Source organism: Roseibium sp. (assembly GCF_965233565.1).
GTDB lineage: Bacteria > Pseudomonadota > Alphaproteobacteria > Rhizobiales > Stappiaceae > Roseibium.
In genome coordinates this window covers 258,481-280,042 of sequence record NZ_OZ247494.1, presented here as the reverse complement: position 1 = coordinate 280,042, position 21,562 = coordinate 258,481, and the positions used below count along the sequence as shown (strand labels likewise).

Here is a 21,562-nt window from a genome sequence, read left to right as displayed (position 1 = left end):
GGAATAAACCGGGCCTGTCCGTTTTCCCATTGACGGGCGGGCCCGCACACTTATTCGGGAAATTCCATGCTTGTCTCCGCAGACCGAGCGGTCACCTTGCCGCGGCAATCGGCCTTTCAGCGCATGCTGTCGAACGGGCAGCTCAAGATGATCTTGATCTTCGTGCCGCCGGCCATTCTGGTCTTCACTGTTTTCGTGATCTTGCCGATGCTTCAGGCAGGGCTGTTCTCACCCTACAAATGGTCCGGCTATGGACCTGTGCCCTGGGCGTTGAACGAAGACACGGGCAAGACCTTCGGCCGCTGGGTCGGCGCACAGAATTTCGATCGCATGCTGTCGCATTCTGCCTTCAAGCAGTCCCTGATCAACACGCTTCTGGTGATCGGAGTCTCGATCGCTATCCAGATCCCGCTGGCCATGACCATGGCCCTGATGATCTATCGCAGCAGTCGCATCAACACCATTTTTCGGCTGATCTTCTTTCTTCCCTACATCATGGCCGAGGTCGCCACGGGGCTTATCTTCTCCTTCGTTCTGGATGGCAATTACGGCCTGTCGAAGTCCTTTTCGGACCTGATGGGGTGGGACAAGGCCTTTTTTCCGCTCGCCGAAAGACCCTGGGCTTTCTATTGCATTCTGGCGGTGATCGTCTGGAAGTATTTCGGCTTTCACATGATGATCTTCATTGCCGGGCTGCAATCGATCAGCAACGAAGTGCTGGAAGCGGCCAGAATCGATGGCGCCAAGACGCTTCAGACAGTCTTTCTGATCAAGCTGCCGCTGCTTTGGCCATCCATAACGATTTCGGTTTTCTACGCGGTCCTGGGCGGCCTTCAGGTGTTTGATGTGGTGATGCCGATGACCGCCGGCGGACCTTCAAATTCCTCCCACACGCTGGTCAGCTACCTCTACAATTTCGGCTTCATCCGGCTGAACATCGGGTTCGGTTCCGCAGTCGGTGTGTTCCTGTTTGTGGTTGGGGTTGCCTTCGCATTTCTTTATCGCAAGACCGTGCAAAGGGGACAGACATGATCACCTGGAAAGAGGTCGCCCGGATTGCCGTGCTCCTGTTCGTCTCGTCCCTGATCCTGATCCCGTTGTCGGCAACCATCCTTGGCGGGTTCAAGTCGACCGGGGAAATGCGGGTGTCTCCCTTCGGTCTGCCCAACGAGTGGAACACCGAAGTCTACGGGCAGATCCTCGCAGATCCGAATTTCTGGATCTATCTCTGGAATTCGCTGGTGATCTCTCTGCTGACGGTCATGCTGACGCTGATCCTTGGCTCTATGGCGGCCTATGCCTTTGCACAGGCCCGGTTTTTCGGGGCGAATTTTCTGTACAGCTATCTGCTGCTCGGATTGATGTTTCCCTTTGCTGCGGCGATCCTGCCGCTGTTTCTGACAGTGCGCGATCTCGGCATTCTGGATACGCCCTGGGGGGTGATCCTGCCGCAGGTGGCCTTCGGACTTGCATTTTCAATCATGTTTTTCCGAACGTTCTTTGCGCAGATGCCGGCGGAGCTGTTCGAAGCCGCACGCGTGGATGGTTGCGGCTACATCCGCTTTTTCTTCCTGTTCACGCTGCCCTTGTCGACCCCGATCCTGGCTACCATTGCCACCTTTGTCTTCGTGCAGAGCTGGAACAACTACTTGCTGCCGCTGATCATGCTCAACGATCGGGATGGGTACACCTGGACGCTCGGCGCGATGGACTACCGCGGTGAATATGCCTGGGAATGGAACCGGACCCTGGCCTTTGTCTCCGCGACACTGGCACCCGCAGTCGTGTTCTTCCTGGCAGCTCAGAAATACATCGTGGCCGGCCTGACCGGCGGCGCCGTGAAAGGATAATCCATGGCCGACGTCATCTTGCAAAATGTCCAGAAGCGTTTCGGGTCGGTTGAAGTGATCCCGGATCTGTCACTCTACATTCCAGACGGATCCTTCACCGTCCTGGTGGGACCATCCGGTTGCGGCAAGTCCACTCTGCTGCGCATGATCGCCGGTCTTGAAACGGTCTCTTCAGGGGCAATTTCGATCGGTGGAGAAGATGTCACGCATGCAGAACCTGACAAGCGCGGCATTGCCATGGTGTTCCAGTCCTACGCGCTTTATCCCCATATGACCGTTCGACAGAACATCGGCTTTGCGCTGCGCCTGGCGAAACGTCCGAAACAGGAAATTCGGGATCGTGTCGAGGAGGCCGCCGACATTTTGCAACTCGGTCCTCTGCTCGACCGGAAGCCGCGGCAACTGTCCGGCGGTCAGCGCCAGCGGGTTGCGATTGGACGCGCCATCGTCCGAAACCCGAAAGTGTTCCTGTTCGACGAGCCGCTCTCAAATCTGGACGCTGCGCTTCGTACCCAGATGCGCGTTGAACTGGCGGAACTGCACGACCGGCTCGATGCAACGATGATCTACGTTACCCATGATCAGGTGGAGGCGATGACCATGGCGGACCAGATCGTCATCATGCGTTCGGGCGTGGTGCAGCAGGTCGGAGAACCGATGGATCTCTACAAGCGTCCGGAAAATCCGTTTGTCGCCGGGTTCATAGGCTCACCCAGAATGAACCTCATCGAAGGAGACGTTGCGGACCAGCGCCGGGCGCGCATGGTCGGTGTGCGGCCCGAACACATTTCAATGTCTTTCGAGGAAGGCGAATGGCATGGCAAGGTACGTCATGCCGAGCATCTGGGATCTGATACGGTGGCCTACGTGGATGCCGACGGGATCGGGCCGGTGACGATCCGATTGACCGGAGAAGTGCCGATCACTGCGGGCACGTCGGTCTGGATGACGCCGGAAGCTGGCAACCTGCATCTGTTCCGCGCAGATGGAACGGTGGAAAGGGTCTAGGTTTATGAAAACAATTATCGTCACAGGGGGCAGCGGCGGCGCCGGCCATTTTGTCATCCTGGAACTGATGGCCCATGGTTATTCCTGCATCAACCTGGATCGTGTCCCCCCAAAAGAGGATCTGTGTCCCTTCATTGAAGTGGATCTCACTGATTATGCAGCAGTTCACGCGGCCTGTGCGGAGGCAGACGGGCTGGTTCATTTTGCCGGCAATCCGCATCCGGACGAAAACCATCGTGAAGCCGCAGACCGGTTTTCAAACAACACTGACGCGGTGTTCAATGCCTTCAATGCAGCGCGCGCGCATGGCATCAGGCGGGTTGTCTGGGCAAGTTCCGAAACGATTTTCGGCTTTCCCTTTGAAAATTGTCGGCCGCATGAGGTTCCGTTGACCGAGGAGGCTCCGCGCCAACCCCAGAACGGCTATGCCCTTTCGAAGGCGATTTCCGAGGATCTTGCCGAAGAGATGGCAACGCTATACGGCATGACCATCATCGGCCTGCGGTTGTCGAATGTTCTTTACGATGATGTTGAGGCCGAGCCCAGCTTTCAGAAGATCCCGGGATACTGGCAGGATCTCACGAGCCGGAAATTCAACCTCTGGGGTTACATCGATGCCAGGGATTGCGCCCGGGCCGTTCGTCTTGCACTGGAAGCTGATCTGGCGGGTGCCGAAACCTTCAGCATTGCAGCCGGCAACACGCTCATGTCCCAGCCCAGCCGGGCTCTGATCGATGCCGTGTTCCCCGGCGTACCGGTGCGCGAGGGGCTGGCAAGCCATGGCGCCATGCTCAGCTGCGACAAGGCAAAACGGCTGCTTGGTTGGCAACCGCAAGTGACCTGGCAAGACGTGATCGGACCAAACGGCGAGGGACGGTCATGATCATCACCGACATCAAGACCTTCCTGGTGAAGGAATGGCGGACGATGCTGTTTGTGCTGGTGGAAACCGATGAAGGCATCTACGGCCTGGGCGAATCCGGGCTGACAAGCCGTGAATTCGCGGTTGAAGGCATGGTCCGCGATCTGAAGTCGCTGCTGATCGGTGAAGATCCCTTTCGCACGGAACACCATTGGCAGAGGTTGTGGCGGTCAGGTTTCCATCCGTCCGGTCAGGTTCTGTCATCGGCCATTGCGGCGATCGACATTGCGCTCTGGGACATAAAGGGCAAGAAGCTCGGCGTCCCGGTCTACCAGCTGCTTGGTGGCAAAACCCGGGACAAGGTGCTGACCTACTGCCACATCAGCGGAGCGACACCGGAAGAAACGCTGGCACAGGCAAAAGCAAAGGTTGCTCTCGGCTGGCGGGCCATCCGCTGGGAGCCACTCAGCGGAAGCAATGGCGTGATGTGCGGGCGCGAGGCAACCAACCAGGCCATCACCGAGTTTTGTCTGTTGCGCAAGGAACTTGGCGATGAAATCGAACTTCTGTTTGATATTCACACCAAACTGACGCCTCCCGAGGCCGCCTATTTCTGCAAGGCGGTCGAGACGTTGAGGCCTTACTTCCTGGAAGACGCGCTTCGCAGTGAATACACCGAGGGCTACAGGCGGCTGCGGGCACAGACTTCGGCCCCGCTTGCAGCCGGGGAACAACTGGCTTCCAAATGGATGATGCGGCCGATGATCGAAGAGGACCTGGTTGATTTCATACGCGTTGACGTCTGCATCGCTGGCGGCCTGACCGAGGCCAAGAAAATTGCGGCCATGGCCGAAACACACATGATCGACCTTGCGGTCCACAATCCCCTGGGGCCGGTGTCAACGGCAGCCTGTCTTCATCTCAATCTCAGCTGCCCGAATGTCGGTATTCAGGAGTTGCCGAAGCTGCCAGGTGAAAGCCTGGCCCATCTGATGTCGTCGAACCAGCATTGGGAGGAGGGCTATCTGACCTGCTCTGATGCACCGGGGCTCGGCGTTGACATAGAGCTTGGCGCTCTGTGCCGATACGGATTTGAGCCGGAACACCTGCCGATCCTTAGACGTGAGGATGGCAGCTTCACCAACTGGTAGAAGCTGCCTATCCGAAGGCGAACATCGGGACTAGCTTCCAGCCGTTGCGGCAATTTTTTCGGCAATGGCCTTGTTCTGGGCAAGCATGTCCCGCATGCGCGTTCGCGCCAGGTCCGCTTCTCCGCCGGCGATTGCTTCCGCGACACTCAAGTGATTTCGGCGCGAAACCTGCTCTTCCGGTGCTCCTGCACGGCCGGCTGAATAGGAAAAGAGCAACACCGCATAAATGACGTTTTGAAGCTGTGCCAGCATGAGGTTGCCACTGGCCTGCAGGATGGTTGCGTGGAACGTGTAGTCCGCACCGATCATCGATTCCTCGCCGTTGACAGGTGTGATACCGTCGGCCGCGGCAAGAATGGTGTCGCGTTGCTGAGGGGTGGCATTCATTGCCGCGAGGGCCGCAGCCTCCGGTTCGAAGATCAGCCTCAGATCGGTGGCTTCTGCATAGATGCGCGCGGTGCGCGGGCTATCCGGATCGTGCCATCGGATCACGTCCGGGTCCAGCAGGTTCCAGCTTTCGAACGGGCAAACGCGTGACCCGTAGCGCCGGGCAGTCCGCACCAGGCCCTTGCCGCACAAAACCTTGATGGCTTCGCGGACAACGGTTCTGGAAACTCCCAGACTGTCGACGAGTTCTTCTTCCCGCGGCAAGATTGCGTCGGTTGCAAAAACACCCTGAACGACGCTTTTGCCCAGGTGTTCGACCGTGTCCTTGACCGCGCCAGTTGGCAGGGAGGTCAGGGCCTTGTCCGGTAATTCGAAAGTCTGTTGTCTGGCTTTATCCATAAAGGTGCCCGGAGGACTCAATTTTGCGATGCGTGCCGGACGTCACTGCACCGGCTTCTACAACCGTTTTAGCCGTGATTTCTGAAGAAAACTAGAATTAATGCATGCAAACCGCACAATCTAAAAGAAGAAGAATTTACGCTGCTGAAATTGATCTCGTTCCCGTTGTTGTGAAAGCGGAATTGCCGTCGAGAAAATTTGGGCAAAATCAATATTTGTCCAACAAGTACTAGGAACTATCCGTCAAGCGCATAGAGTCTTTGTGCGAGCTTGCGCACACCAGTGTTTCGAAAGAGCCGGATACTTGCAGGCGGGACAAGATAGACTACACCGGCGGCAAGTCCACGCCGCCACCTGAGCTGGACTTCTGCGACTGTCTTGGCAACTGCGTCGAAAACATAGAATTCTTCCGGAAGGTCAAGGTCCTCGTCCAGCACCAGGCGCACTCCGCCTTCGGAGATGTCCCTTATGGTGCAATCGCAGATAAATTCGTTCTCCAGGCTGGCGATTTTGGCTGGCCGCAGGCGCGTGCGCTGACGGGGGTGAAGGCGTCGTTGCAGGGCTTCTGCAAAAGAAGCCCTTTTTGCGGTCAGGAAAGAGAACATGGCACAGCCTCAGTTTTCTGGTTTTTGTGGCGCGAGGGGCAAGGGGGGAAGGGGCGGTTCGTGTGCTCCCGGTCGAAGCGGTGTAGCGCGATAGCTTGGATCGCCAAGTGTTGAAGGACGGTGTGTCACCGGCGACTGAGAGTTCCGGCAAAGCCGGTAGGCAAGATCATAGAGACCGCGCCAACCGGCCGGGTCATTTCCCAGCGTGTCGAGAACACCCAACGCTCCACCTGCAACCGCGCCCCTGCGTGCGCCGCTGGCACCACGCCACGCCCCACCAACCACAGCACCGTCCATAGCCTGGTCCACAATATGCAGGTCTGTCGGGTCACCGGACACATGGGCGTCGGCATAATTCCTTGCATAGACGTCGCAATCGAACGCCTGCGCCTGAAGTGAAGCAGGCGCGCTGAGCAGGCAGGTTGCGCAGGTCAATAAAACCTTGAGGCGTCGGACAGAAGTCAGCGGCCGGTTTCCCGGGTGTGTGCGTTCCGGGCCGGAACAGATCGCTGCTGGGTGGCTGGGCCGCCGGATCATCCGCGTCTCCTGCTTGTGAGCCGTCATATAAATTCAGGCAGTGATCGCCCGTGCAACAATGCATGCACTCCGAAGGTTGTGTGGACCTTGCGTGATTCTGGCGCGAAGGCCGGAGCGGAACAGCCTCGGACAAGCTTGATCTCCTAAACCCTAGAGCACTCTGATCCAGAAGGAGGTCTCCAATGGAGCCTGTGTTCCTGACCAAGCTTGTGTCGCAAAACAATGACTGGCTGTCCGTTCGCCAGGCGACCATTGCGGAAAACATCGCCAATGCGAACACGCCGGGTTTCAACGCCAGGGATCTGGAACCCTTCACCACGGTCATCAGCAAGACACAGCTTGCCATGACTGCGACCCATGACAGCCATCTAGGCCAATCGATGGAAGCGGCCCGTAAATCCGATGTCGAAAAAGCCGACAGCTGGACAGTCACCCACTCCGGAAACTCGGTCAGCATCGAGCAGGAACTGATGAAGGCTGGTGAGGTCGCGCGCGATCATTCGTTGAACGCCAGTATCGCGAAGTCCTTCCATCGCATGTATCTGGCTGCCGTGAAATCTTAAGGAAAAACAACGATGTCTGATCCTCTTGCCGCAACACTTCAGATCTCCGGCGCCGGATTGCGGGCGCAGTCCGAGCGTCTGCGCGTTGTTTCCGAGAACCTGGCCAATGCCCGTTCGACAGGCGAAACCTCAGGCGACGATCCTTATCGCCGCAAGACCATCACTTTTGAGAGCGAGTTCAACCGTGCCCACCAGGCAAACCTGGTTTCTGTCAAGGGTATCGGCTCGGACAAGGCGCCATTCACGGTGGAGTACGAACCAGGTCATCCGGCCGCGGACGAAAATGGCTACGTCAAGATGCCGAATGTCAACACGCTGCTGGAACTCGCCGACATGCGTGAAACCAATCGTTCCTATGAAGCCAACCTGAAAGTCATGACCCAGGCCCGCGAGATGGTCATGCGTCACATCGACCTTCTGAGGACCTGATCATGATCAATGAAATTGCTGCACTGACGTCGTCGACCGATGGTGTTCTGAAATCCACTTCGACGACCCGGTTCACGGCAGGAACCCCGGACCTTGGAGGCACTGTGCAGGCCTCAGGTCCCAGCTTCTCGGACACGATGGCCGAGGTGTCGCAAGGTGCGATCGACAAGATCAAGGCCGGTGAGGCGACGGCGATTGCAGGTGTTGATGGCCAGGCCTCGGTCCAGCAGGTGGTCGAGGCCGTCATGGCTGCCGAATCCACGCTGAAGACCGCGATCGCCATCCGCGACAAGGTCGTGAACGCCTATCAGGAAATCAGCCGCATGTCGATCTGACCAGGTCTTCAGGACCCGGAATGAGCCCTGCGTGAACAAAGGAGATAAGCCATGAAAGCCCTAGCCATTGCCGCGACCGGCATGAGCGCCCAGCAATTGAATGTCGAGGTGGTCGCCAACAACATCGCCAACATGAACACGACGTCGTTCAAGCGCTCGCAGGCGGAGTTTTCCGATCTGCTCTATCAGGCGGAGCGCCTGCAAGGGGTGCCGAACCGCGGCGGCGAAGACCCGGTTCCAGAGGGCGCGCAGCTTGGTCTGGGCGTGCGCACGGCGGGTATCCGCAAGCTGCATGTCCAGGGCTCCCTGAGCAACACGGGCAATCAGTTCGACGTGGCGCTTGATGGGCGAGGCTGGTTCGAAATCACCGGTCCGGACGATGAAACCCTCTACACCCGCGCCGGGTCCTTCAACAAGAATGCTGACGGCCGCCTTGTGACCATCGACGGCTATGCCATCGAACCCGCGATCATCGTTCCGGAAGAAACCATCGAGGTGGTGATCAATGAGAGCGGGCAGGTCTTTGCAAAGGTCGATGGCGAAATGGCGCCGCGTGAACTCGGTCAGCTGACCCTGTCCAACTTTGCCAATGACGTCGGCCTGGAACCGGTCGGGGGCAACCTGTTTCGGGAAACCGAAGCTTCGGGTGTGCCTGTGGCGGGTGTACCGGGCGATCCCGGATTTGGGGTGGTTCGTCAGGGCTATCTTGAAAGCTCCAACGTGGACCCCGTCAAGGAAATCACCGCCCTGATCAATGCCCAGCGCGGTTACGAGATGAATTCCAAGGTCATGAAGGCGGCCGACGAGATGGCCGGAACCGTGACCAACGGAATCCGATAGGAAAGGGCGCAGGACCATGCCGATCCGTATCTTCTTGTTCGTGTTTGCCATGTGTCTGAGCGGTCTTGCTGTCAGGGCCGGCACGATTGACCTGCCGGTGCCACGCCAGACCATTCCGGCCGGGACGGAGATTTCGCATCAGGATCTGGTCGAGCGGAAGTTTCCCAGCCGAACGGCGCAGCAATTTGCCGTCAGCGTTCACAGGTCCGAATTGGTCGGCATGGTCGCGCGCCGGACATTGCTGCCCGGGCAACCCATCCCCGCCAGATCGGTGGAGAAACCGGTTCTGGTTCGCCGTGGCGAACCGGCCAGGCTGGTGTTCCGCGAGCAAGGCCTCGTGATCATCATGCAGGTGGAAGCATTGCAGAATGGCGGTGCCGGCAGCTTCGTGAGGGTGCGCAACATCGACAGCGGTCTGGTGGTGTCCGGCCGGGTTCAGGAAGACGGCACGATCCGCGTGGAGAATTGAATGATAGCCCGCATTTTCATTTGCCTTCTGGCCCTGCTGATGGCGACGCCGGCATCTGCCATGGTCCGGATCAAGGATATCGCCAGCCTGCAAGGCGTGCGCGACAACCAGCTGGTCGGTTATGGCCTGGTCATCGGTCTGAAGGGGTCCGGCGACACGCTCAGGAACTCTCCATTCACCGAGCAATCCCTGCAATCCATGCTGGATAGCCTGGGTGTGAATGTACGTGACAGCCGCTTGCGCACGCGCAATGTGGCCGCGGTCGTGGTGACGGCCGAGATGCCGTCCTTCATCGGCAAGGGCGCGACGATCGATGTGTCGGTTTCATCGCTTGGGGATGCGACTTCCCTTGCCGGCGGCACCCTCATTGCCACGCCGCTTCTGGGTGCTGATGGCCAGATCTATGCGGTTGCACAGGGACCGGTGGCCGTGTCCGGCTTTGCGGAGCTGGGGCAGGCCGAGAGCCTGACGCAGGGCATTCCTACCGTCGGTCGCGTGCCGAATGGCGGTCTGATTGAAAGGGATTTGCCGGCTAAATTTTCCCATATTCCGGGGCTTGTTCTCGAACTCTCCAATCCGGATTTCAGAACTGCCGTTCGGATAACCGATGCGATCAATCGCTTCACCAAGGAGCGTTACGGGCTGACAGTTGCCAGGGAGCGCGACTACCGCTCCGTGGTGCTGACACCGCCGCAGAATATCAGCATGACCCGGTTCATTGCAGAGATCGAGGCCATCAGGGTCAATCCCGATCAGACGGCCAAGGTGGTGATCGACGAGCGCACGGGAACCGTTGTCATCGGTAAGGATGTTCAGATCTCTACGGTGGCAATCACCCACGGCAATCTGACCGTCCGGATCTCAGAGGCGCCGGAAGTGTCCCAGCCATCGCCATTTTCACAAAATGGGCAGACCGTTGTGGTGCCGCGCACCTATGTCGACGCGCAGGAGACGGGCGGTCAGCTGGCTGTTGTGGGCGGCACGGACCTGCCAACGCTTGTACGCGGCCTCAACCGCATCGGCCTTCGGCCCACCGGCATCATCGCCATTCTTCAGGCCATCAAGACAGCTGGTGCACTACAGGCCGAACTCGTGGTCCAGTAGGAGATGAAAAAGGCCAGGGCATGCAGCGGCATGCCTGCAAAGGCCTGCGTGCAAATACCCTTCTGCTTTCAGATATTGACCGTCGCTCCTGGAGCGGCGGTTTTTTCTTTCCCGCCAGCCCCGCGCAAGCTCGATCACCGAAGGTTCAGATCATCGGGTTCAGCACAAGGGAAGGCGCAATGCCACGTCACATGAACCGCTGCCGGAAGCTGGTCCTTCTGACCGTTGCCGCGGTTTCAATCAGTTTCGGAACGCACGCTGTTTCGGCTCAGTCACCGCGACAGAAACCGCAGGCTGCTGCAGAGCAGGCAGAGGCGCCGCCGCGCGACAGCGAACTCTACTGCAAGAACATCGCCGAAGCGGCGAGCGATGCACGCATCAAGTGGCAGACCTGGAAGCTGATCAGCCTTGAGGCCCGGCTGCGAGACCGGATCGATGAGCTGCAGCGCAAGGAAAAAGAATTCGAAGCCTGGGTGAAACGCCGCGAGGATCTGCTCAACGAGGTTGAGGACCAGGTTGTGACGATCATTGGCCGGATGCGGCCCGAGGCCGCTGCAGCGCAGTTGTCGACCACGGACGAGGAAGCCGCCGTTGGTGTGCTCCTGAAGCTCAAGGCGCGCGTCGCCAGCAGCATTCTCGATGAAATGGAACCGTCGCGCGCTGCCCAGCTGACCCAATCCATGATGGGGTTCACAAACCCCGAAGCCCAACGGAGTTTCTGATGCGCGCTTTCGTGATTTCCCTCGGAACTCTCGCGCTTGCCGGTTGTGCCGGGCAACTGGAAGATGTCGGCCGGGCGCCGGAAATGTCCCCGGTCGGCTACGGTCTGGCTGCCCAGCCGCCAACCGCCTACCCGATCAACACGTTCGGCCGCGGCGCGGTCAAGGACTACAATTCCCTTTGGGCCAGTGGCCGAGACAACTTCTTTGCCGATCCACGCGCCAAGAAGGTTGGGGACGTCCTTACCGTAACGATCCAGATCGACGACCGCGCCAACCTCGACAACAGTTCCGATCGCCGCCGGACTTCTGATATCGGCATTGGTGGCTCGGTGGACACGAGCTGGGACGGCAGTTCCACCAGCGGGGATGCGAGCCTGGATCTGGATTCAGGATCCGGGTCTGCCGGGTCCGGATCCATCGACCGGTCCGAGGAAATTCAGCTTTCGATTGCCGCAGTGGTCACCGAGCGGTTGCCAAACGGCAATCTCGTGATCGCCGGGTCACAGGAAATCCGCGTCAATTTTGAAATGCGCATCTTGCAGATTGCCGGGATCGTACGGCCAAGGGACATCCAGGCCAATAACATCATTCCCTACGACAAGATCGCCGAGGCAAGAGTGTCCTATGGTGGACGTGGCCGGATTTCCGAGGTGCAGCAGCCAGGCTGGGGTCAGCAGATCTACGACATCGTGACGCCATTCTAGTTCCGACAAGCAGCGGAAAGACAAACATGTCCAATATCATCGAAGTTCCGATTGAAACCCAGGGACAGTCCTCCCGCGGGTCCGGGTTCATGGCGGCCCTTGTGCTTTTGACCCTGATTGGTGGTGGAGCTGGGGCCGGCCTGGCCAAGTATATTTCCGATTACACGGAAGAAGAGGTTCACGGCCGGTTGCGGCAGCAGCAGAGTTTTGCCGATACGCTGCCGTTTTCGCCGTCGACGCGGCTGCAGTCGCTCGATCCCCTGGTGACCAATCTGTCATCGCCAAAGGAAGCCTGGATCCGGTTGCAGGCCTCGGTGTTGCTTGAAGACGATGTGGATGGCGACGTTGCGGTGATGAGGAAGAAGGTCGAGGACGATTTTCTGACCTATCTCAGAACGCTCACCCTGTCGCATCTGGAAGGCGGCATCGGACTTCAGCACCTCAAGGAAGATCTAACCGAGCGTGCACGCACGCGCACCAAGGGTCAGGTCCATGAAGTCATTCTGGAATCGGTGGTGATTCAATGATCCGGGCCCTGTCGGCTATTGCCGCGCTCCTGCTGATGACAGGCGCAGCGGCAGCACAAGTGCCTGATCTGTCGTCGCTCCTGCCGGCGGGCGAGGGCAGTGCAAGCGGCCGTATCGTGCAGGTCATTGCGCTTTTGACGGTGCTGTCAGTTGCTCCCGGCATTCTCATCATGGTGACAAGTTTCACCCGTTTCGTGATTGCCTTTTCCTTCCTGCGGTCCGGCATCGGGCTGCAGACGACACCGGGCAATCTGATCCTGATTTCGCTGGCCCTGTTCATGACCTTCTACGTCATGGCGCCAACCTTCGACCGCGCCTGGGATGAAGGGGTGAAACCCCTGATGAACAATGAGATCTCGGAGGAAGAGGCCTATGTCAGGATCACCACGCCCTTCCGGGAATTCATGCTGAGCCAGGTGCGCGAGGAGGACCTGGTTCTGTTCGATGATCTGGCGGCCGGCCGGATCACCGACACGGAAGCAAATTCTGCCGAAGAGGTTGAGCTCAGGGTCCTGATCCCGGCATTCATGATCTCCGAATTGCGGCGAGGTTTCGAAATTGGCTTTTTAATCGCGCTGCCTTTTCTCGTGATCGATATGATCGTGGCTACAATCACCATGTCGATGGGCATGATGATGCTGCCGCCGACGGTGATTTCCCTGCCGTTCAAAGCGCTCTTCTTCGTTCTGATCGACGGTTGGAACCTGCTTGTCGGCAGCCTGATCCGATCCTTTATCTGACGGCAGGATATTGAAATCTATAGACCTTCCAAAAGGCGGAGCGTCATCGCTCCGCCTTTTATCGTGAGCGATATTACGTGAAGCGATTTTTCTGGTGCAGGCTGACTGGAGGCAAAAGGACAAAAAGATCAAATTGGCGCTATCGGGGTAAGCTTCGCGCAAGATTGGGCCGCTAGGGTCCAGATGACAGCAGGTTGAACCACTACCCATCAGGTTCAAAAGCATGACGCTGCTCCTGCTGTGCCGGTGCAAACCCGGCATGTCCCGCTCCAATCCAGTACCAAACTGATACATTGAAAGGGACATATCATGTCTAGCTTGATGACCAACGCTTCCGCAATGACCGCTCTGCAGACCCTGCGGAGCACGAACGCCAACCTGGCAGAGACGCAGAACCGCATCTCCACGGGTTACCGCGTCGACGGCGCGGAAGACAACGCTGCATACTGGTCCATCGCGACAACCATGCGTTCCGACAACATGGCTCTTGGTGCCGTTGAAGACTCTCTGGGTCTTGGTGCCGCGACCGTCGACGTCATGTATACCGCCATGGACAGCACTGTTGATGTCATGAACGAAATCAAAGCCAAAGTTGTCGCAGCCCGGACCCCGGGTGTTGACCGCGGCAAGATCCAGTCCGACATCAACGAGCTGCAGAACCAGCTGCAGAACACGGCCGACTCGGCTGTCTTCAACGGTGAAAACTGGTTGTCTGTTGACTCCGGTGCGGCCGGCTACGCTGCTGCCAAAGACATCGTGGCCTCCTTCTCCCGCGCTGGTGGTGCCATCACCATCCAGACCATCACGCTCGACACCACTGCAACGGAACTTTACGACGCTGCCGACCAGTCCGGCATCCTCGACCAGGACCGCGGTTTCGCAGCCCTGACCAACATCTCCGGCAACGGTATTGCGGATCTGGATATTTCCGCCGTCACCGATGCTGACCTTGCTGGTCTGGACACCGTGATCGCCGGCATCGATACCGCTCTCAACGATATCACCGATGCTGCAACCACCCTGGGTTCCGTGAAGAGCCGCGTCGATCTGCAGAAGGACTTCGTGTCTGCCCTGCGTGACGCGATCGATCGTGGTGTGGGTCAGCTGGTTGACGCTGACATGAACAAGGAATCGACCCGTCTCCAGGCTCTGCAGACCCAGCAGCAGCTCGGTATCCAGGCGCTGTCGATCGCCAACCAGGGTTCCCAGAACATTCTGTCCCTGTTCCGTTAATCCCGTTCAGGGTTTCATGGAAAGAGGACCGCGCCCTCCGGGGCGCGGTCTTTTTGCGTCTGAATTTCTCTTCGGCTGAACCCGTTCTGACAGGCTCGCGCAAGCTCCGCTGCCGATAGTGGCAGCAACAAAGTGATACGTGCATGAAGGGGTTATGCATGCCGGGCCGTGAACACGCCGAGAAACTGTGGGCAAACTTGATGGAATTGGGCGTGCGCCGACTGGTCGCGCTCGCCTTAATCGGGCTCGCTACAATCGCGACCGTCGGCGCGGGCGCTTATTATCTGAGCCGACCGGAGCAAACGGTCCTCTATACGGGCCTCGACGGGGACGATGTCACAAGGATCGGCTCCGCGCTGCGCGATGCCGGCATCCAGTTCGATATCAGCGCCGATGGCGGTTCTGTCATGGTCAGCCACGCCCAGACCGCGAAGGCGCGCATGCTGCTTGCCGAAAAGGGCCTGCCGCGCGGCGCCAATTCCGGGTACGAGCTGTTCGATGAACTGGGATCGCTCGGTCTGACCTCCTTCATGCAGGAGGTCACCCGGGTGCGGGCGCTTGAGGGGGAACTGGCGCGCACGATCCAGCTGATGAAAGGCATTCGTGCCGCGCGCGTTCATATCGTGCTGCCGGAAAAGGGGTCCTTCCGAAGGGACCAGCAGCCCCCCTCTGCCTCCGTGGTGATCCGCTCGGATGTGCCTGATGACGTGCGCACCGCCGACGCCATCCGGCACCTGGTGGCTGCGGGTGTTCCCGGCATGGAAGCCAGCAAAGTGACCGTCCTGGATACGTCCGGCGGTATCCTGGCGGCCGGCAAGGACCCGACCAAGGCGTCGGCCGGACAACTGGCAAGCCTGGAGACAGCTGTCAGCAACCGCATTCAGGAAAACATCCGCAAGACCCTGACACCCTATCTGGGGCTGGAGAACTTCCAGGTCAGCGTCGCCGCTGAACTGAACACCGATCGAAAGACGATTGCCGAGACGATCTTCGACCCGGATTCCCGCATCGAGCGCTCCGTGCGCACCATCCGTGAGAATGAAAATGCCCAGAACTCGAGCGTGCGCGCGCCGACGACGGTGGAGCAGAATCTGCCGGAAGAAGATGTTTCTTCAGAGAATGGCGAACGATCGAGTGAAGAAAACGAACGCCGCGAGGAGACCGTCAATTACGAGATTTCGTCTAAACGTATCGAAACCTCGCAGGACGGCTACAAGGTCGACCGGCTGTCGATCGCGGTGCTTGTGGACAAGGCGCGGTTGGCCCAGTCGCTCGGCGGCGAGCCGACCCAGGCACAGATCCAGGAACAGCTCACGGAAATCGAAGCACTGGTTGCGTCTTCCGCTGGCGTTGAAAGCACGCGCGGTGATCACGTGAAGGTATCTGTGGTCGACTTCGTCGATGGCGGCAAGGCCCTGGAGCCGATCCCGCCGATCAGCGTCACGGAATACCTGTTGCGCCAGTCGGGCAACATCATCAATGCGCTCGCCATTCTGACAGTCTCGATGCTGGTGATCTGGTTCGGCCTGCGGCCGGCAGTCGCCGCACTGGTGCCGCAGGTGTCCCAGCCGCAGGTGGAAATGGCGGAACTCGGCATGTTGCCGGAAGGCGTCGAAGTTCAGGACGAAACATACGACGGCGAACAGGCCTTCCTGGTGCCGCCGGATCATTCCGACATGCTGCAGGACCTGAACAGCAAGCGCAATCAGTCCGCATTGCGGAAGCTGGAATCCCTCCTGGAATTCAACGAAGAACAGTCCGCTGCGATCCTGCGCCAGTGGCTCTATGAATCGGAGCGCGTCTAATGTCGACATCCGTTGCCTCCCACATTCCCGTCCTTTCTGTTCCGAAATTCAGGACCTTTGGGGCCTATGACGCCGCGCTGGCCGACGTTCTGGAACCTTGTGACGAGCATCCGCCGGAACCGAGCCTGGAGGAGCGCCTGCAGGCGGAGTTCGAGCGCGGCCTTGCCGAGGGCAGTGAACGCACGCGGGCTCACTACGAGGCGCTGCTGGAGCAGGAACGCGCTGATCATGCCCGCGCGCTCGAAGACGAGCGCACCCGGTTCGACATGCGCGAGGCCGCCAACATCGGTGCCGCTATCGAGGGCTTTGTCGATATTCTGGAGCAGCGCCTGTCCTATTCGGTCGCCAAACTGCTGCAGCCCTTTTTGAAGGAACGGATTGTCGACCAGCTGGTCACCGCCTTTTCAAGCAACCTGCGCCAGCTGACAGCAGATGATCAGGACAAGATCATCCGTCTGCGCGGACCGGAAACATTGGTCTCACGGGTGGTGGATCAGTTGCCGACGCTGAAGGACCGCATCGATATCCAGCATGGTGACGAAGTTGAACTCGTCGCTCTCATCGACGAGACCACAATCGAAACCCGGCTGAGCCAATGGCTTGCTCAAGTCGAGATGATCGACGGGGAGACTGCGTGATGCTGGACGGGGTTCCGAACGAGGTTGTCATTGTCCGGCGCAAGAACAGCTGGGAAGACGACCACCTGCCGCATGGCGTCTGGAAAATCGCCTATGCGGATTTCATGACTGCACTGATGGCCTTCTTTCTGGTGATGTGGCTGATCAACGTGACCGATGACAGCGTTCGCCGGGGCGTGGCCCAGTATTTCAATCCCGTCAAGCTGGCCTCGACCGCGCCCAATCGCAAGGGGCTGAACGATCCGCAGATCAACGGCGACACCAACGAAAACGGCACCAAACTGTTTACCGGCAAACTTGGAGGCTCCGAGGATCCTGTTGATCAGGACGACAATTTCGGATCCGGCCACGAAGCCGGACACAAGGCGAAAGAGGTTGAGGAAACGCCGGAGACCGGTGGTGTTCCGGTCTCCGGACAGTTCACACAGACACATGCGGAATCGATCCTGTTTTCCGATCCCTATGCGGTCCTGGACACACTGGCAGAGAAGATCCGCGTCGCCGAAACGCTGGAAGACAATCCCCAGGGCATCGGTACCGGCCTGCAAAAACATGAAGGTGCCCAGGGTGGCCAAGCCTATCGTGATCCCTTTGACCCGCTTTTCTGGCAGTTCCGCCCAGGGCGCGGTGTCGACGGTTCGGAGGCGGCCGCACTTGGAACGCCCGGTCAGGGCCAGACCGCGAGCAACATGGACCTTGAAGGAAACGCGGCCTTCGGCGCGCCATATGATGAGGGCAACCCGCTTGATGCCGGGATCACGGACACACAGGCATTGCCGCAAATTGCTGCCATTTCTGAAGACGAGGAACTGTTTTCAGGTGCCGGCGAGGGAACATCGGACCTGAGTCAGTCCGGCACAAGTCAGCTTTCTGAAACCGGCTCCCGCATCGATCCCGTGGTGGCCCATGTGATGGGGCGCTCCGAACAGACCGTTGCAGATGGTCTTGAAGACCCGTCGACCGGGAGCGCCGACACGTCGACTGATCCGGAGACCGACCGGCTCGTGGCCCGGCTGTCCGAGGTCCTGGCGGAAACGGATGGCACAAGCCTTGAGAAAACCGCAGGACTGATCACGGTCAGCCGCGAAGCGGATGGAACCTTGATCAGCCTGACGGACGACCAGAATTTCGGCATGTTCGCGATCGGCTCGGCAGAACCGCGCCCGGAACTGGTCAAGTTGCTGGAGCGCATCGGCAAAGTGGTTGCGGAAACGCCCGGTCAGATCGTGATCAAGGGGCACACGGATGCCCGTCCGTTCCGCAGCAAAACCTATGACAATTGGCGCCTGTCGACAGCCCGGGCCCATATGGCGCGCTACATGCTCACACGGGGCGGGGTCGACCAGGCGCGGTTTGACCGTGTGGAAGGCTCGGCCGACCGTCATCTGAAAGTCCCGGGCGATCCCTTTGCTGCCGGCAATCGCCGCATCGAGATCTACCTGCTGGAGGGGGGCGAGTGATGAGGTTGGGCCCCCTGATCAAATCGGCTCTCCTGGCAGCGGTTCTTGGTGTTGGTCTCTGCAATGCCATGCTTTCAAGCGGCCTTGCGGCAGAGCCGACAGTAACCGGCAAGAGAAGCCAGCCCTTTGAAATGATCCGCTCGCTGCAGACGCTTCAGGAACAGATCGCGCAAGGAAACAGCCATGCCATGAAGGCACAACGGGCGCTCCTTGCAGACATGGATGACATGTTCCTCAAGGTGCCGGCGGATCTCTGGCAAGAGCCCCGCAACGCACGGGCCGCCGTGGTGCATCTGTTGAGCGGTGGACATCCACGTGTCATGCGGCACCTGCTTGCACTCGAGCCGTTTCCGGCCATTGACCGACGGCTGATGGAGGCTTCGCTGGCTTATGTGGAAGGGCGGGAAGAAGACATGCTGGAGCTGCTTAAGGATATTGATCCGCTTGAGCTGCCGCCAAGCCTTGGCGGGCATGTCGCTCTGGTGAAAGCAGCACCATACATCCGCTCTGAACCGGCCAAGGCCATGGAGCTGTTGCAGGTGGCCAGCCTGTTGATGCCAGGCACGCTGGTCGAAGAAGCAGCGCTTCGTCGTGAAGTGTTCGTGGCCGGCATGATGGCCGATGTCGACCGGTTCCGTGTGCTCAGCATTCGGTATCTGCGCCGCTTCAGGAGTTCTGTCTATGCGGGGGATTTCCGGCGCCGCTTTGCGCTTGCACTCGATACGCTCGGCTTCGTCAAGAGCGAAGACAAGTTTGCGCTGCTGGACCCCGTCCTGCACGAGTTTGATGCCGATAGCCGCCGCGGCCTCTATCTTCGGCTGGCCCGTTCAGCGCTCCTGGCTGGGCATCTTAAGGTTGCCCGCAAGGCGACCGGCGAAGCGCTCTCGCTTGCGGTGGCGGGCACCAAGGAACACGAGATTTTGAAAATCTATCTGGCGGCGACCCGCCTCGACCCGGAAATGATCACAGCCAACAGGGATCTGCTCTGGTCCGTCGACCTTCGGATCCTATCCGACGAAGATCGTGCCGTTCTGGATGGCGTCTATGTGGTTCTCAATTCCGTCCGGCATTTTCCCGAACCGCCCGAAAACGTGATCGGCGAGTTCAATGTTGCCAGCACCATGGCCGACCCGGCGCAGCGCGACTGGATCACGGCAGATATGGAACTGGCGGAAGTTCTTTTGAACCGCAGTGAGCAGACCTTGCGCAGCATGGGAGACAAAGATGAGCGTTAACACCCATGCCATGGTACCCGCTGCCCCGAAGTCCGGCGCAGGAGCTGATGGTTCGGGCGGCAGCGGACAGGCGTCGGCCAAGGAGGCTGCTGCTGCCTTCCAGTCCGTCCTGCACGGCATGAAACGCGGCGAGGCTCCGGTCGAAGGCGGTGGTGAGCAGTCCGGACGTCAGTCCGGGCAGGGGCAGAACCAGGCGAACGCCGAAACAGGCGACACGCCTGAGGCAAACGCAAACTCGGCTGAAAGCAACAAAGGCCAGTCCACGTCTGTTGCCTATTCCACTTCCAACCTGGTCAATGCCTTGCGCCAGGTGTCCAGCAACATGCATGCCCGGGATGCCATTGGCGATGGTTCCGCTCTAGAGGAAGACCGGTCGGCACCGCAAACCCTTCCAAGCGGCGATGCGGCCCTTTATGCGGGGGCAGCGGTTTCGATGCCGGCAAACGCGGTGTTGGCGGCTCGAAATGCAGGGGGCGCGCAAGGTTCGGGGCAACCATCGGCGCAATTGCCAGCTCACTTGCAGGCAGCACTGCCGGGAACTCAAGCACCAGGCCCTGAAGGAGCTGATGGTGCCAGGACCGGAACGAGTTCTCTCTTTGCGCAATTCGGTGTTGAGCCCGAGACGGTCGGCGATCCGCTTCTGTCGGGAGCCGGCCGCCGGTCGCTTCTTCCGGAAGAGGCATCTGGGACGGTCAAGATCCTGCGCCAGGAAACGCATTTTGCCCCCAATATGCGCCTGTCTCCGGCGCAACAGGTTGGCGATCAGATTGCCACGGCCTTGAAAACCCTGTCCGCCGACGGGCAACAGGGGCAGGCCGGGGTTACCCACAGGGCCGAGGGGCCGGTGCTGAAAACGCTGGATATCCAGCTGACGCCACATGAGCTCGGCACTGTGAAAGTGTCTCTTCGAATGGTTGGTGATAGCGTTGAAGTAACGCTTCAAACCAGCAACCCGCAGACGGCGGATCTCCTGAAACAGGACCGGCAATTGCTGGACCAGATGTTGCGGGCAACCGGGTTCAAGGCCGACACGATCACGATCCAGGCTGCCGATGACAGAGGCGCCGTACAGGCAGGACCATCGGCAGGCAACGCCGCGGGCTCGGGGCAGAACACCTCCGGCAACGGTGCGTTTTCAGAGGGCCAGGCACAGAATTCAGACCGTAACGCGTCCGGGCAGGACCAGGACAGACCTGGTCAGAACCAGCAGGAGCATAGCGGTCAGTCAGGTGAAACAGCGAGAGGAAACACCCATGAGGAAGATACTGGCAACAGCCTGTCTGACGGCATCTATCTTTAGTGTCGGCTCGCAGTCAGCCATCGCGGAGGTCCAGAATGTCTGTGAACGCGAAATGGTTGCCGCAGCTCAGAAGTACCGGGTTCCGCTCGGCGTGCTATATGCGGTTGGCTTGACGGAAACGGGGCGGCGCAACTCGCTTTATCCCTACGCCTTGAACATTGAAGGTAAATCGGTGTTTCCGCCAAGCAGGACGGCGGCCGAAAAGGACGTTCTGGCAGCGCGCCAGCATGGCAAGAAGCTGATCGACATCGGCTGCATGCAGATCAATCACCACTATCACGGCGACCAGTTCCGTTCGGTGCAGCATATGCTGGAACCGCGTGCGAATGTGCAATATGCGGCCAGGTTCCTGAAGGATCTGCGCAAGCGGCAGGGGTCCTGGACGATGGCTGTTGCGCGCTATCACGCTGGCCCGAATAACAATCCTGCGCAGAAACGCTACGTGTGTACCGTGATCCGCAACATGGTTGCCTCCGGTTTTGGTAACTGGACACAAAAATCCAAGCAATTTTGCGGCGCCTGACAGATCAGCATTGGCACCTTCAGTGCCAATGCTTTCTCTGTACCTGATAGATACAATTTTACTCAATTAAGTATTTGAATGGAAAGAAAAAACATTCTGCCTGAACAGCTTCGCACAAGTTAGGCCGGTTTGACTG

Annotated in this window: 25 protein-coding genes; 22 read left to right on the top strand and 3 right to left on the bottom strand. The window is 59.1% G+C overall.

The window, feature by feature from the left end; genetic code table 11:
* The first annotated feature begins 66 nt into the window (after positions 1-66).
* From ACO6TG_RS01295 to dgoD, 5 genes are read left to right on the top strand one after another with little or no spacing between them, the layout of a single operon-like run.
* Positions 67-1,032 carry a carbohydrate ABC transporter permease gene (locus ACO6TG_RS01295; RefSeq protein WP_422376532.1) on the top strand — a complete coding sequence of 322 codons (966 nt, stop codon included), beginning with the start codon at positions 67-69 and terminating at the stop codon, positions 1,030-1,032.
* On the top strand, positions 1,029-1,850 hold the full coding sequence (locus ACO6TG_RS01290; RefSeq protein WP_422376531.1) for a carbohydrate ABC transporter permease: 822 nt from the start codon (positions 1,029-1,031) through the stop codon (positions 1,848-1,850). The genes ACO6TG_RS01295 and ACO6TG_RS01290 overlap by 4 nt, the downstream gene beginning before the upstream one ends.
* 3 nt (positions 1,851-1,853) lie before the next feature.
* Entirely contained in the window at positions 1,854-2,858 is a 1,005-nt protein-coding gene (locus tag ACO6TG_RS01285) for an ABC transporter ATP-binding protein (protein ID WP_422376530.1), read from the top strand.
* Positions 2,859-2,862: 4 nt separating this feature from the next.
* Positions 2,863-3,741, top strand: coding sequence for an NAD-dependent epimerase/dehydratase family protein (locus ACO6TG_RS01280; RefSeq protein ID WP_422376529.1), 879 nt, complete (start codon positions 2,863-2,865; stop codon positions 3,739-3,741).
* A complete protein-coding gene (gene dgoD, locus ACO6TG_RS01275) occupies positions 3,738-4,871 on the top strand; it encodes a galactonate dehydratase (protein WP_422376528.1) in 1,134 nt (377 codons plus the stop codon). The genes ACO6TG_RS01280 and dgoD overlap by 4 nt, the downstream gene beginning before the upstream one ends.
* A gap of 30 nt (positions 4,872-4,901) precedes the next feature.
* Here the strand turns inward: dgoD and ACO6TG_RS01270 are convergent, their stop codons facing one another.
* The 3 genes from ACO6TG_RS01270 to ACO6TG_RS01260 all read right to left on the bottom strand — a co-directional run bounded on the left by ACO6TG_RS01270 (position 4,902) and on the right by ACO6TG_RS01260 (position 6,799).
* A complete protein-coding gene (locus tag ACO6TG_RS01270) occupies positions 4,902-5,657 on the bottom strand; it encodes a FadR/GntR family transcriptional regulator (protein WP_422376527.1) in 756 nt (251 codons plus the stop codon).
* A gap of 236 nt (positions 5,658-5,893) precedes the next feature.
* Entirely contained in the window at positions 5,894-6,262 is a 369-nt protein-coding gene (locus ACO6TG_RS01265) for a PilZ domain-containing protein (protein ID WP_422376526.1), read from the bottom strand.
* A gap of 9 nt (positions 6,263-6,271) precedes the next feature.
* Positions 6,272-6,799 carry a hypothetical protein gene (locus ACO6TG_RS01260; protein ID WP_422376525.1) on the bottom strand — a complete coding sequence of 176 codons (528 nt, stop codon included), beginning with the start codon at positions 6,797-6,799 and terminating at the stop codon, positions 6,272-6,274.
* A gap of 182 nt (positions 6,800-6,981) precedes the next feature.
* On the opposite strand from ACO6TG_RS01260, the gene flgB reads away from it, so the two are divergent.
* From flgB to ACO6TG_RS01175, 17 genes are all read left to right on the top strand, one after another.
* Positions 6,982-7,362, top strand: a complete 381-nt coding sequence (flgB, locus tag ACO6TG_RS01255) for a flagellar basal body rod protein FlgB (RefSeq protein ID WP_094070900.1) — start codon at positions 6,982-6,984, stop codon at positions 7,360-7,362.
* A 12-nt stretch (positions 7,363-7,374) separates the two neighbouring features.
* Positions 7,375-7,791, top strand: a complete 417-nt coding sequence (gene flgC, locus ACO6TG_RS01250; RefSeq protein ID WP_422376524.1) for a flagellar basal body rod protein FlgC — start codon at positions 7,375-7,377, stop codon at positions 7,789-7,791.
* A gap of 2 nt (positions 7,792-7,793) precedes the next feature.
* On the top strand, positions 7,794-8,126 hold the full coding sequence (locus ACO6TG_RS01245) for a flagellar hook-basal body complex protein FliE (protein WP_422376523.1): 333 nt from the start codon (positions 7,794-7,796) through the stop codon (positions 8,124-8,126).
* A 51-nt stretch (positions 8,127-8,177) separates the two neighbouring features.
* Positions 8,178-8,966: a flagellar basal-body rod protein FlgG gene (flgG, locus tag ACO6TG_RS01240; protein ID WP_094070897.1), complete on the top strand. Its 789-nt coding sequence runs from the start codon at positions 8,178-8,180 to the stop codon at positions 8,964-8,966.
* 16 nt (positions 8,967-8,982) lie between these two features.
* Positions 8,983-9,435: a flagellar basal body P-ring formation chaperone FlgA gene (gene flgA / locus ACO6TG_RS01235; protein WP_422376522.1), complete on the top strand. Its 453-nt coding sequence runs from the start codon at positions 8,983-8,985 to the stop codon at positions 9,433-9,435.
* Positions 9,436-10,539, top strand: a complete 1,104-nt coding sequence (gene flgI / locus ACO6TG_RS01230; RefSeq protein WP_422376521.1) for a flagellar basal body P-ring protein FlgI — start codon at positions 9,436-9,438, stop codon at positions 10,537-10,539.
* Between the two features lie 179 nt (positions 10,540-10,718).
* Positions 10,719-11,261, top strand: coding sequence for a MotE family protein (locus ACO6TG_RS01225; protein WP_422376520.1), 543 nt, complete (start codon positions 10,719-10,721; stop codon positions 11,259-11,261).
* A complete protein-coding gene (gene flgH, locus ACO6TG_RS01220; protein ID WP_422376519.1) occupies positions 11,261-11,965 on the top strand; it encodes a flagellar basal body L-ring protein FlgH in 705 nt (234 codons plus the stop codon). Before ACO6TG_RS01225 ends, flgH begins: the two co-directional genes overlap by 1 nt.
* Before the next feature lie 26 nt (positions 11,966-11,991).
* A complete protein-coding gene (locus tag ACO6TG_RS01215) occupies positions 11,992-12,492 on the top strand; it encodes a flagellar basal body-associated FliL family protein (RefSeq protein WP_422376518.1) in 501 nt (166 codons plus the stop codon).
* On the top strand, positions 12,489-13,232 hold the full coding sequence (gene fliP, locus ACO6TG_RS01210; protein WP_422376517.1) for a flagellar type III secretion system pore protein FliP: 744 nt from the start codon (positions 12,489-12,491) through the stop codon (positions 13,230-13,232). Before ACO6TG_RS01215 ends, fliP begins: the two co-directional genes overlap by 4 nt.
* 309 nt (positions 13,233-13,541) lie before the next feature.
* The gene (locus ACO6TG_RS01205) at positions 13,542-14,465 is read left to right on the top strand and encodes a flagellin (protein ID WP_094070891.1); all 924 of its coding nucleotides are present in this window, start codon (positions 13,542-13,544) and stop codon (positions 14,463-14,465) included.
* A 158-nt stretch (positions 14,466-14,623) separates the two neighbouring features.
* Positions 14,624-16,270: a flagellar basal-body MS-ring/collar protein FliF gene (gene fliF, locus ACO6TG_RS01200; protein WP_422376516.1), complete on the top strand. Its 1,647-nt coding sequence runs from the start codon at positions 14,624-14,626 to the stop codon at positions 16,268-16,270.
* Complete coding sequence (locus ACO6TG_RS01195; protein ID WP_422376515.1) at positions 16,270-16,908, top strand: hypothetical protein; 639 nt, start codon at positions 16,270-16,272, stop codon at positions 16,906-16,908. The genes fliF and ACO6TG_RS01195 overlap by 1 nt, the downstream gene beginning before the upstream one ends.
* Complete coding sequence (locus ACO6TG_RS01190; RefSeq protein WP_422376514.1) at positions 16,908-18,368, top strand: MotB family protein; 1,461 nt, start codon at positions 16,908-16,910, stop codon at positions 18,366-18,368. The genes ACO6TG_RS01195 and ACO6TG_RS01190 overlap by 1 nt, the downstream gene beginning before the upstream one ends.
* Positions 18,368-19,603 (top strand): chemotaxis protein, encoded by a 1,236-nt coding sequence (locus tag ACO6TG_RS01185; protein WP_422376513.1) that lies wholly within the window; start codon positions 18,368-18,370, stop codon positions 19,601-19,603. The genes ACO6TG_RS01190 and ACO6TG_RS01185 overlap by 1 nt, the downstream gene beginning before the upstream one ends.
* Complete coding sequence (locus ACO6TG_RS01180) at positions 19,593-20,903, top strand: flagellar hook-length control protein FliK (protein ID WP_422376512.1); 1,311 nt, start codon at positions 19,593-19,595, stop codon at positions 20,901-20,903. Before ACO6TG_RS01185 ends, ACO6TG_RS01180 begins: the two co-directional genes overlap by 11 nt.
* Positions 20,869-21,426, top strand: a complete 558-nt coding sequence (locus ACO6TG_RS01175) for a transglycosylase SLT domain-containing protein (protein ID WP_371681849.1) — start codon at positions 20,869-20,871, stop codon at positions 21,424-21,426. The genes ACO6TG_RS01180 and ACO6TG_RS01175 overlap by 35 nt, the downstream gene beginning before the upstream one ends.
* The last annotated feature ends 136 nt before the right edge of the window (positions 21,427-21,562 follow it).

Bases quoted from the DNA above. Each gene is read 5' to 3' on its own strand.
- ACO6TG_RS01205 (WP_094070891.1), top strand. From the start codon at position 13,542: ATGTCTAGCTTGATGACCAACGCTTCCGCAATGACCGCTCTGCAGACC.
- dgoD (WP_422376528.1), top strand. From the start codon at position 3,738: ATGATCATCACCGACATCAAGACCTTCCTGGTGAAGGAATGGCGGACG.
- fliF (WP_422376516.1), top strand. From the start codon at position 14,624: ATGCCGGGCCGTGAACACGCCGAGAAACTGTGGGCAAACTTGATGGAA.
- ACO6TG_RS01285 (WP_422376530.1), top strand. From the start codon at position 1,854: ATGGCCGACGTCATCTTGCAAAATGTCCAGAAGCGTTTCGGGTCGGTT.
- ACO6TG_RS01245 (WP_422376523.1), top strand. From the start codon at position 7,794: ATGATCAATGAAATTGCTGCACTGACGTCGTCGACCGATGGTGTTCTG.
- ACO6TG_RS01280 (WP_422376529.1), top strand. From the start codon at position 2,863: ATGAAAACAATTATCGTCACAGGGGGCAGCGGCGGCGCCGGCCATTTT.
- flgH (WP_422376519.1), top strand. From the start codon at position 11,261: ATGCGCGCTTTCGTGATTTCCCTCGGAACTCTCGCGCTTGCCGGTTGT.
- ACO6TG_RS01270 (WP_422376527.1), bottom strand. From the start codon at position 5,657: ATGGATAAAGCCAGACAACAGACTTTCGAATTACCGGACAAGGCCCTG.
- ACO6TG_RS01265 (WP_422376526.1), bottom strand. From the start codon at position 6,262: ATGTTCTCTTTCCTGACCGCAAAAAGGGCTTCTTTTGCAGAAGCCCTG.
- ACO6TG_RS01195 (WP_422376515.1), top strand. From the start codon at position 16,270: ATGTCGACATCCGTTGCCTCCCACATTCCCGTCCTTTCTGTTCCGAAA.
- ACO6TG_RS01180 (WP_422376512.1), top strand. From the start codon at position 19,593: ATGAGCGTTAACACCCATGCCATGGTACCCGCTGCCCCGAAGTCCGGC.
- ACO6TG_RS01185 (WP_422376513.1), top strand. From the start codon at position 18,368: ATGAGGTTGGGCCCCCTGATCAAATCGGCTCTCCTGGCAGCGGTTCTT.
- ACO6TG_RS01215 (WP_422376518.1), top strand. From the start codon at position 11,992: ATGTCCAATATCATCGAAGTTCCGATTGAAACCCAGGGACAGTCCTCC.
- ACO6TG_RS01295 (WP_422376532.1), top strand. From the start codon at position 67: ATGCTTGTCTCCGCAGACCGAGCGGTCACCTTGCCGCGGCAATCGGCC.
- flgG (WP_094070897.1), top strand. From the start codon at position 8,178: ATGAAAGCCCTAGCCATTGCCGCGACCGGCATGAGCGCCCAGCAATTG.
- flgC (WP_422376524.1), top strand. From the start codon at position 7,375: ATGTCTGATCCTCTTGCCGCAACACTTCAGATCTCCGGCGCCGGATTG.
- ACO6TG_RS01290 (WP_422376531.1), top strand. From the start codon at position 1,029: ATGATCACCTGGAAAGAGGTCGCCCGGATTGCCGTGCTCCTGTTCGTC.
- flgI (WP_422376521.1), top strand. From the start codon at position 9,436: ATGATAGCCCGCATTTTCATTTGCCTTCTGGCCCTGCTGATGGCGACG.
- ACO6TG_RS01225 (WP_422376520.1), top strand. From the start codon at position 10,719: ATGCCACGTCACATGAACCGCTGCCGGAAGCTGGTCCTTCTGACCGTT.
- fliP (WP_422376517.1), top strand. From the start codon at position 12,489: ATGATCCGGGCCCTGTCGGCTATTGCCGCGCTCCTGCTGATGACAGGC.
- flgA (WP_422376522.1), top strand. From the start codon at position 8,983: ATGCCGATCCGTATCTTCTTGTTCGTGTTTGCCATGTGTCTGAGCGGT.
- ACO6TG_RS01260 (WP_422376525.1), bottom strand. From the start codon at position 6,799: ATGATCCGGCGGCCCAGCCACCCAGCAGCGATCTGTTCCGGCCCGGAA.
- flgB (WP_094070900.1), top strand. From the start codon at position 6,982: ATGGAGCCTGTGTTCCTGACCAAGCTTGTGTCGCAAAACAATGACTGG.
- ACO6TG_RS01190 (WP_422376514.1), top strand. From the start codon at position 16,908: ATGCTGGACGGGGTTCCGAACGAGGTTGTCATTGTCCGGCGCAAGAAC.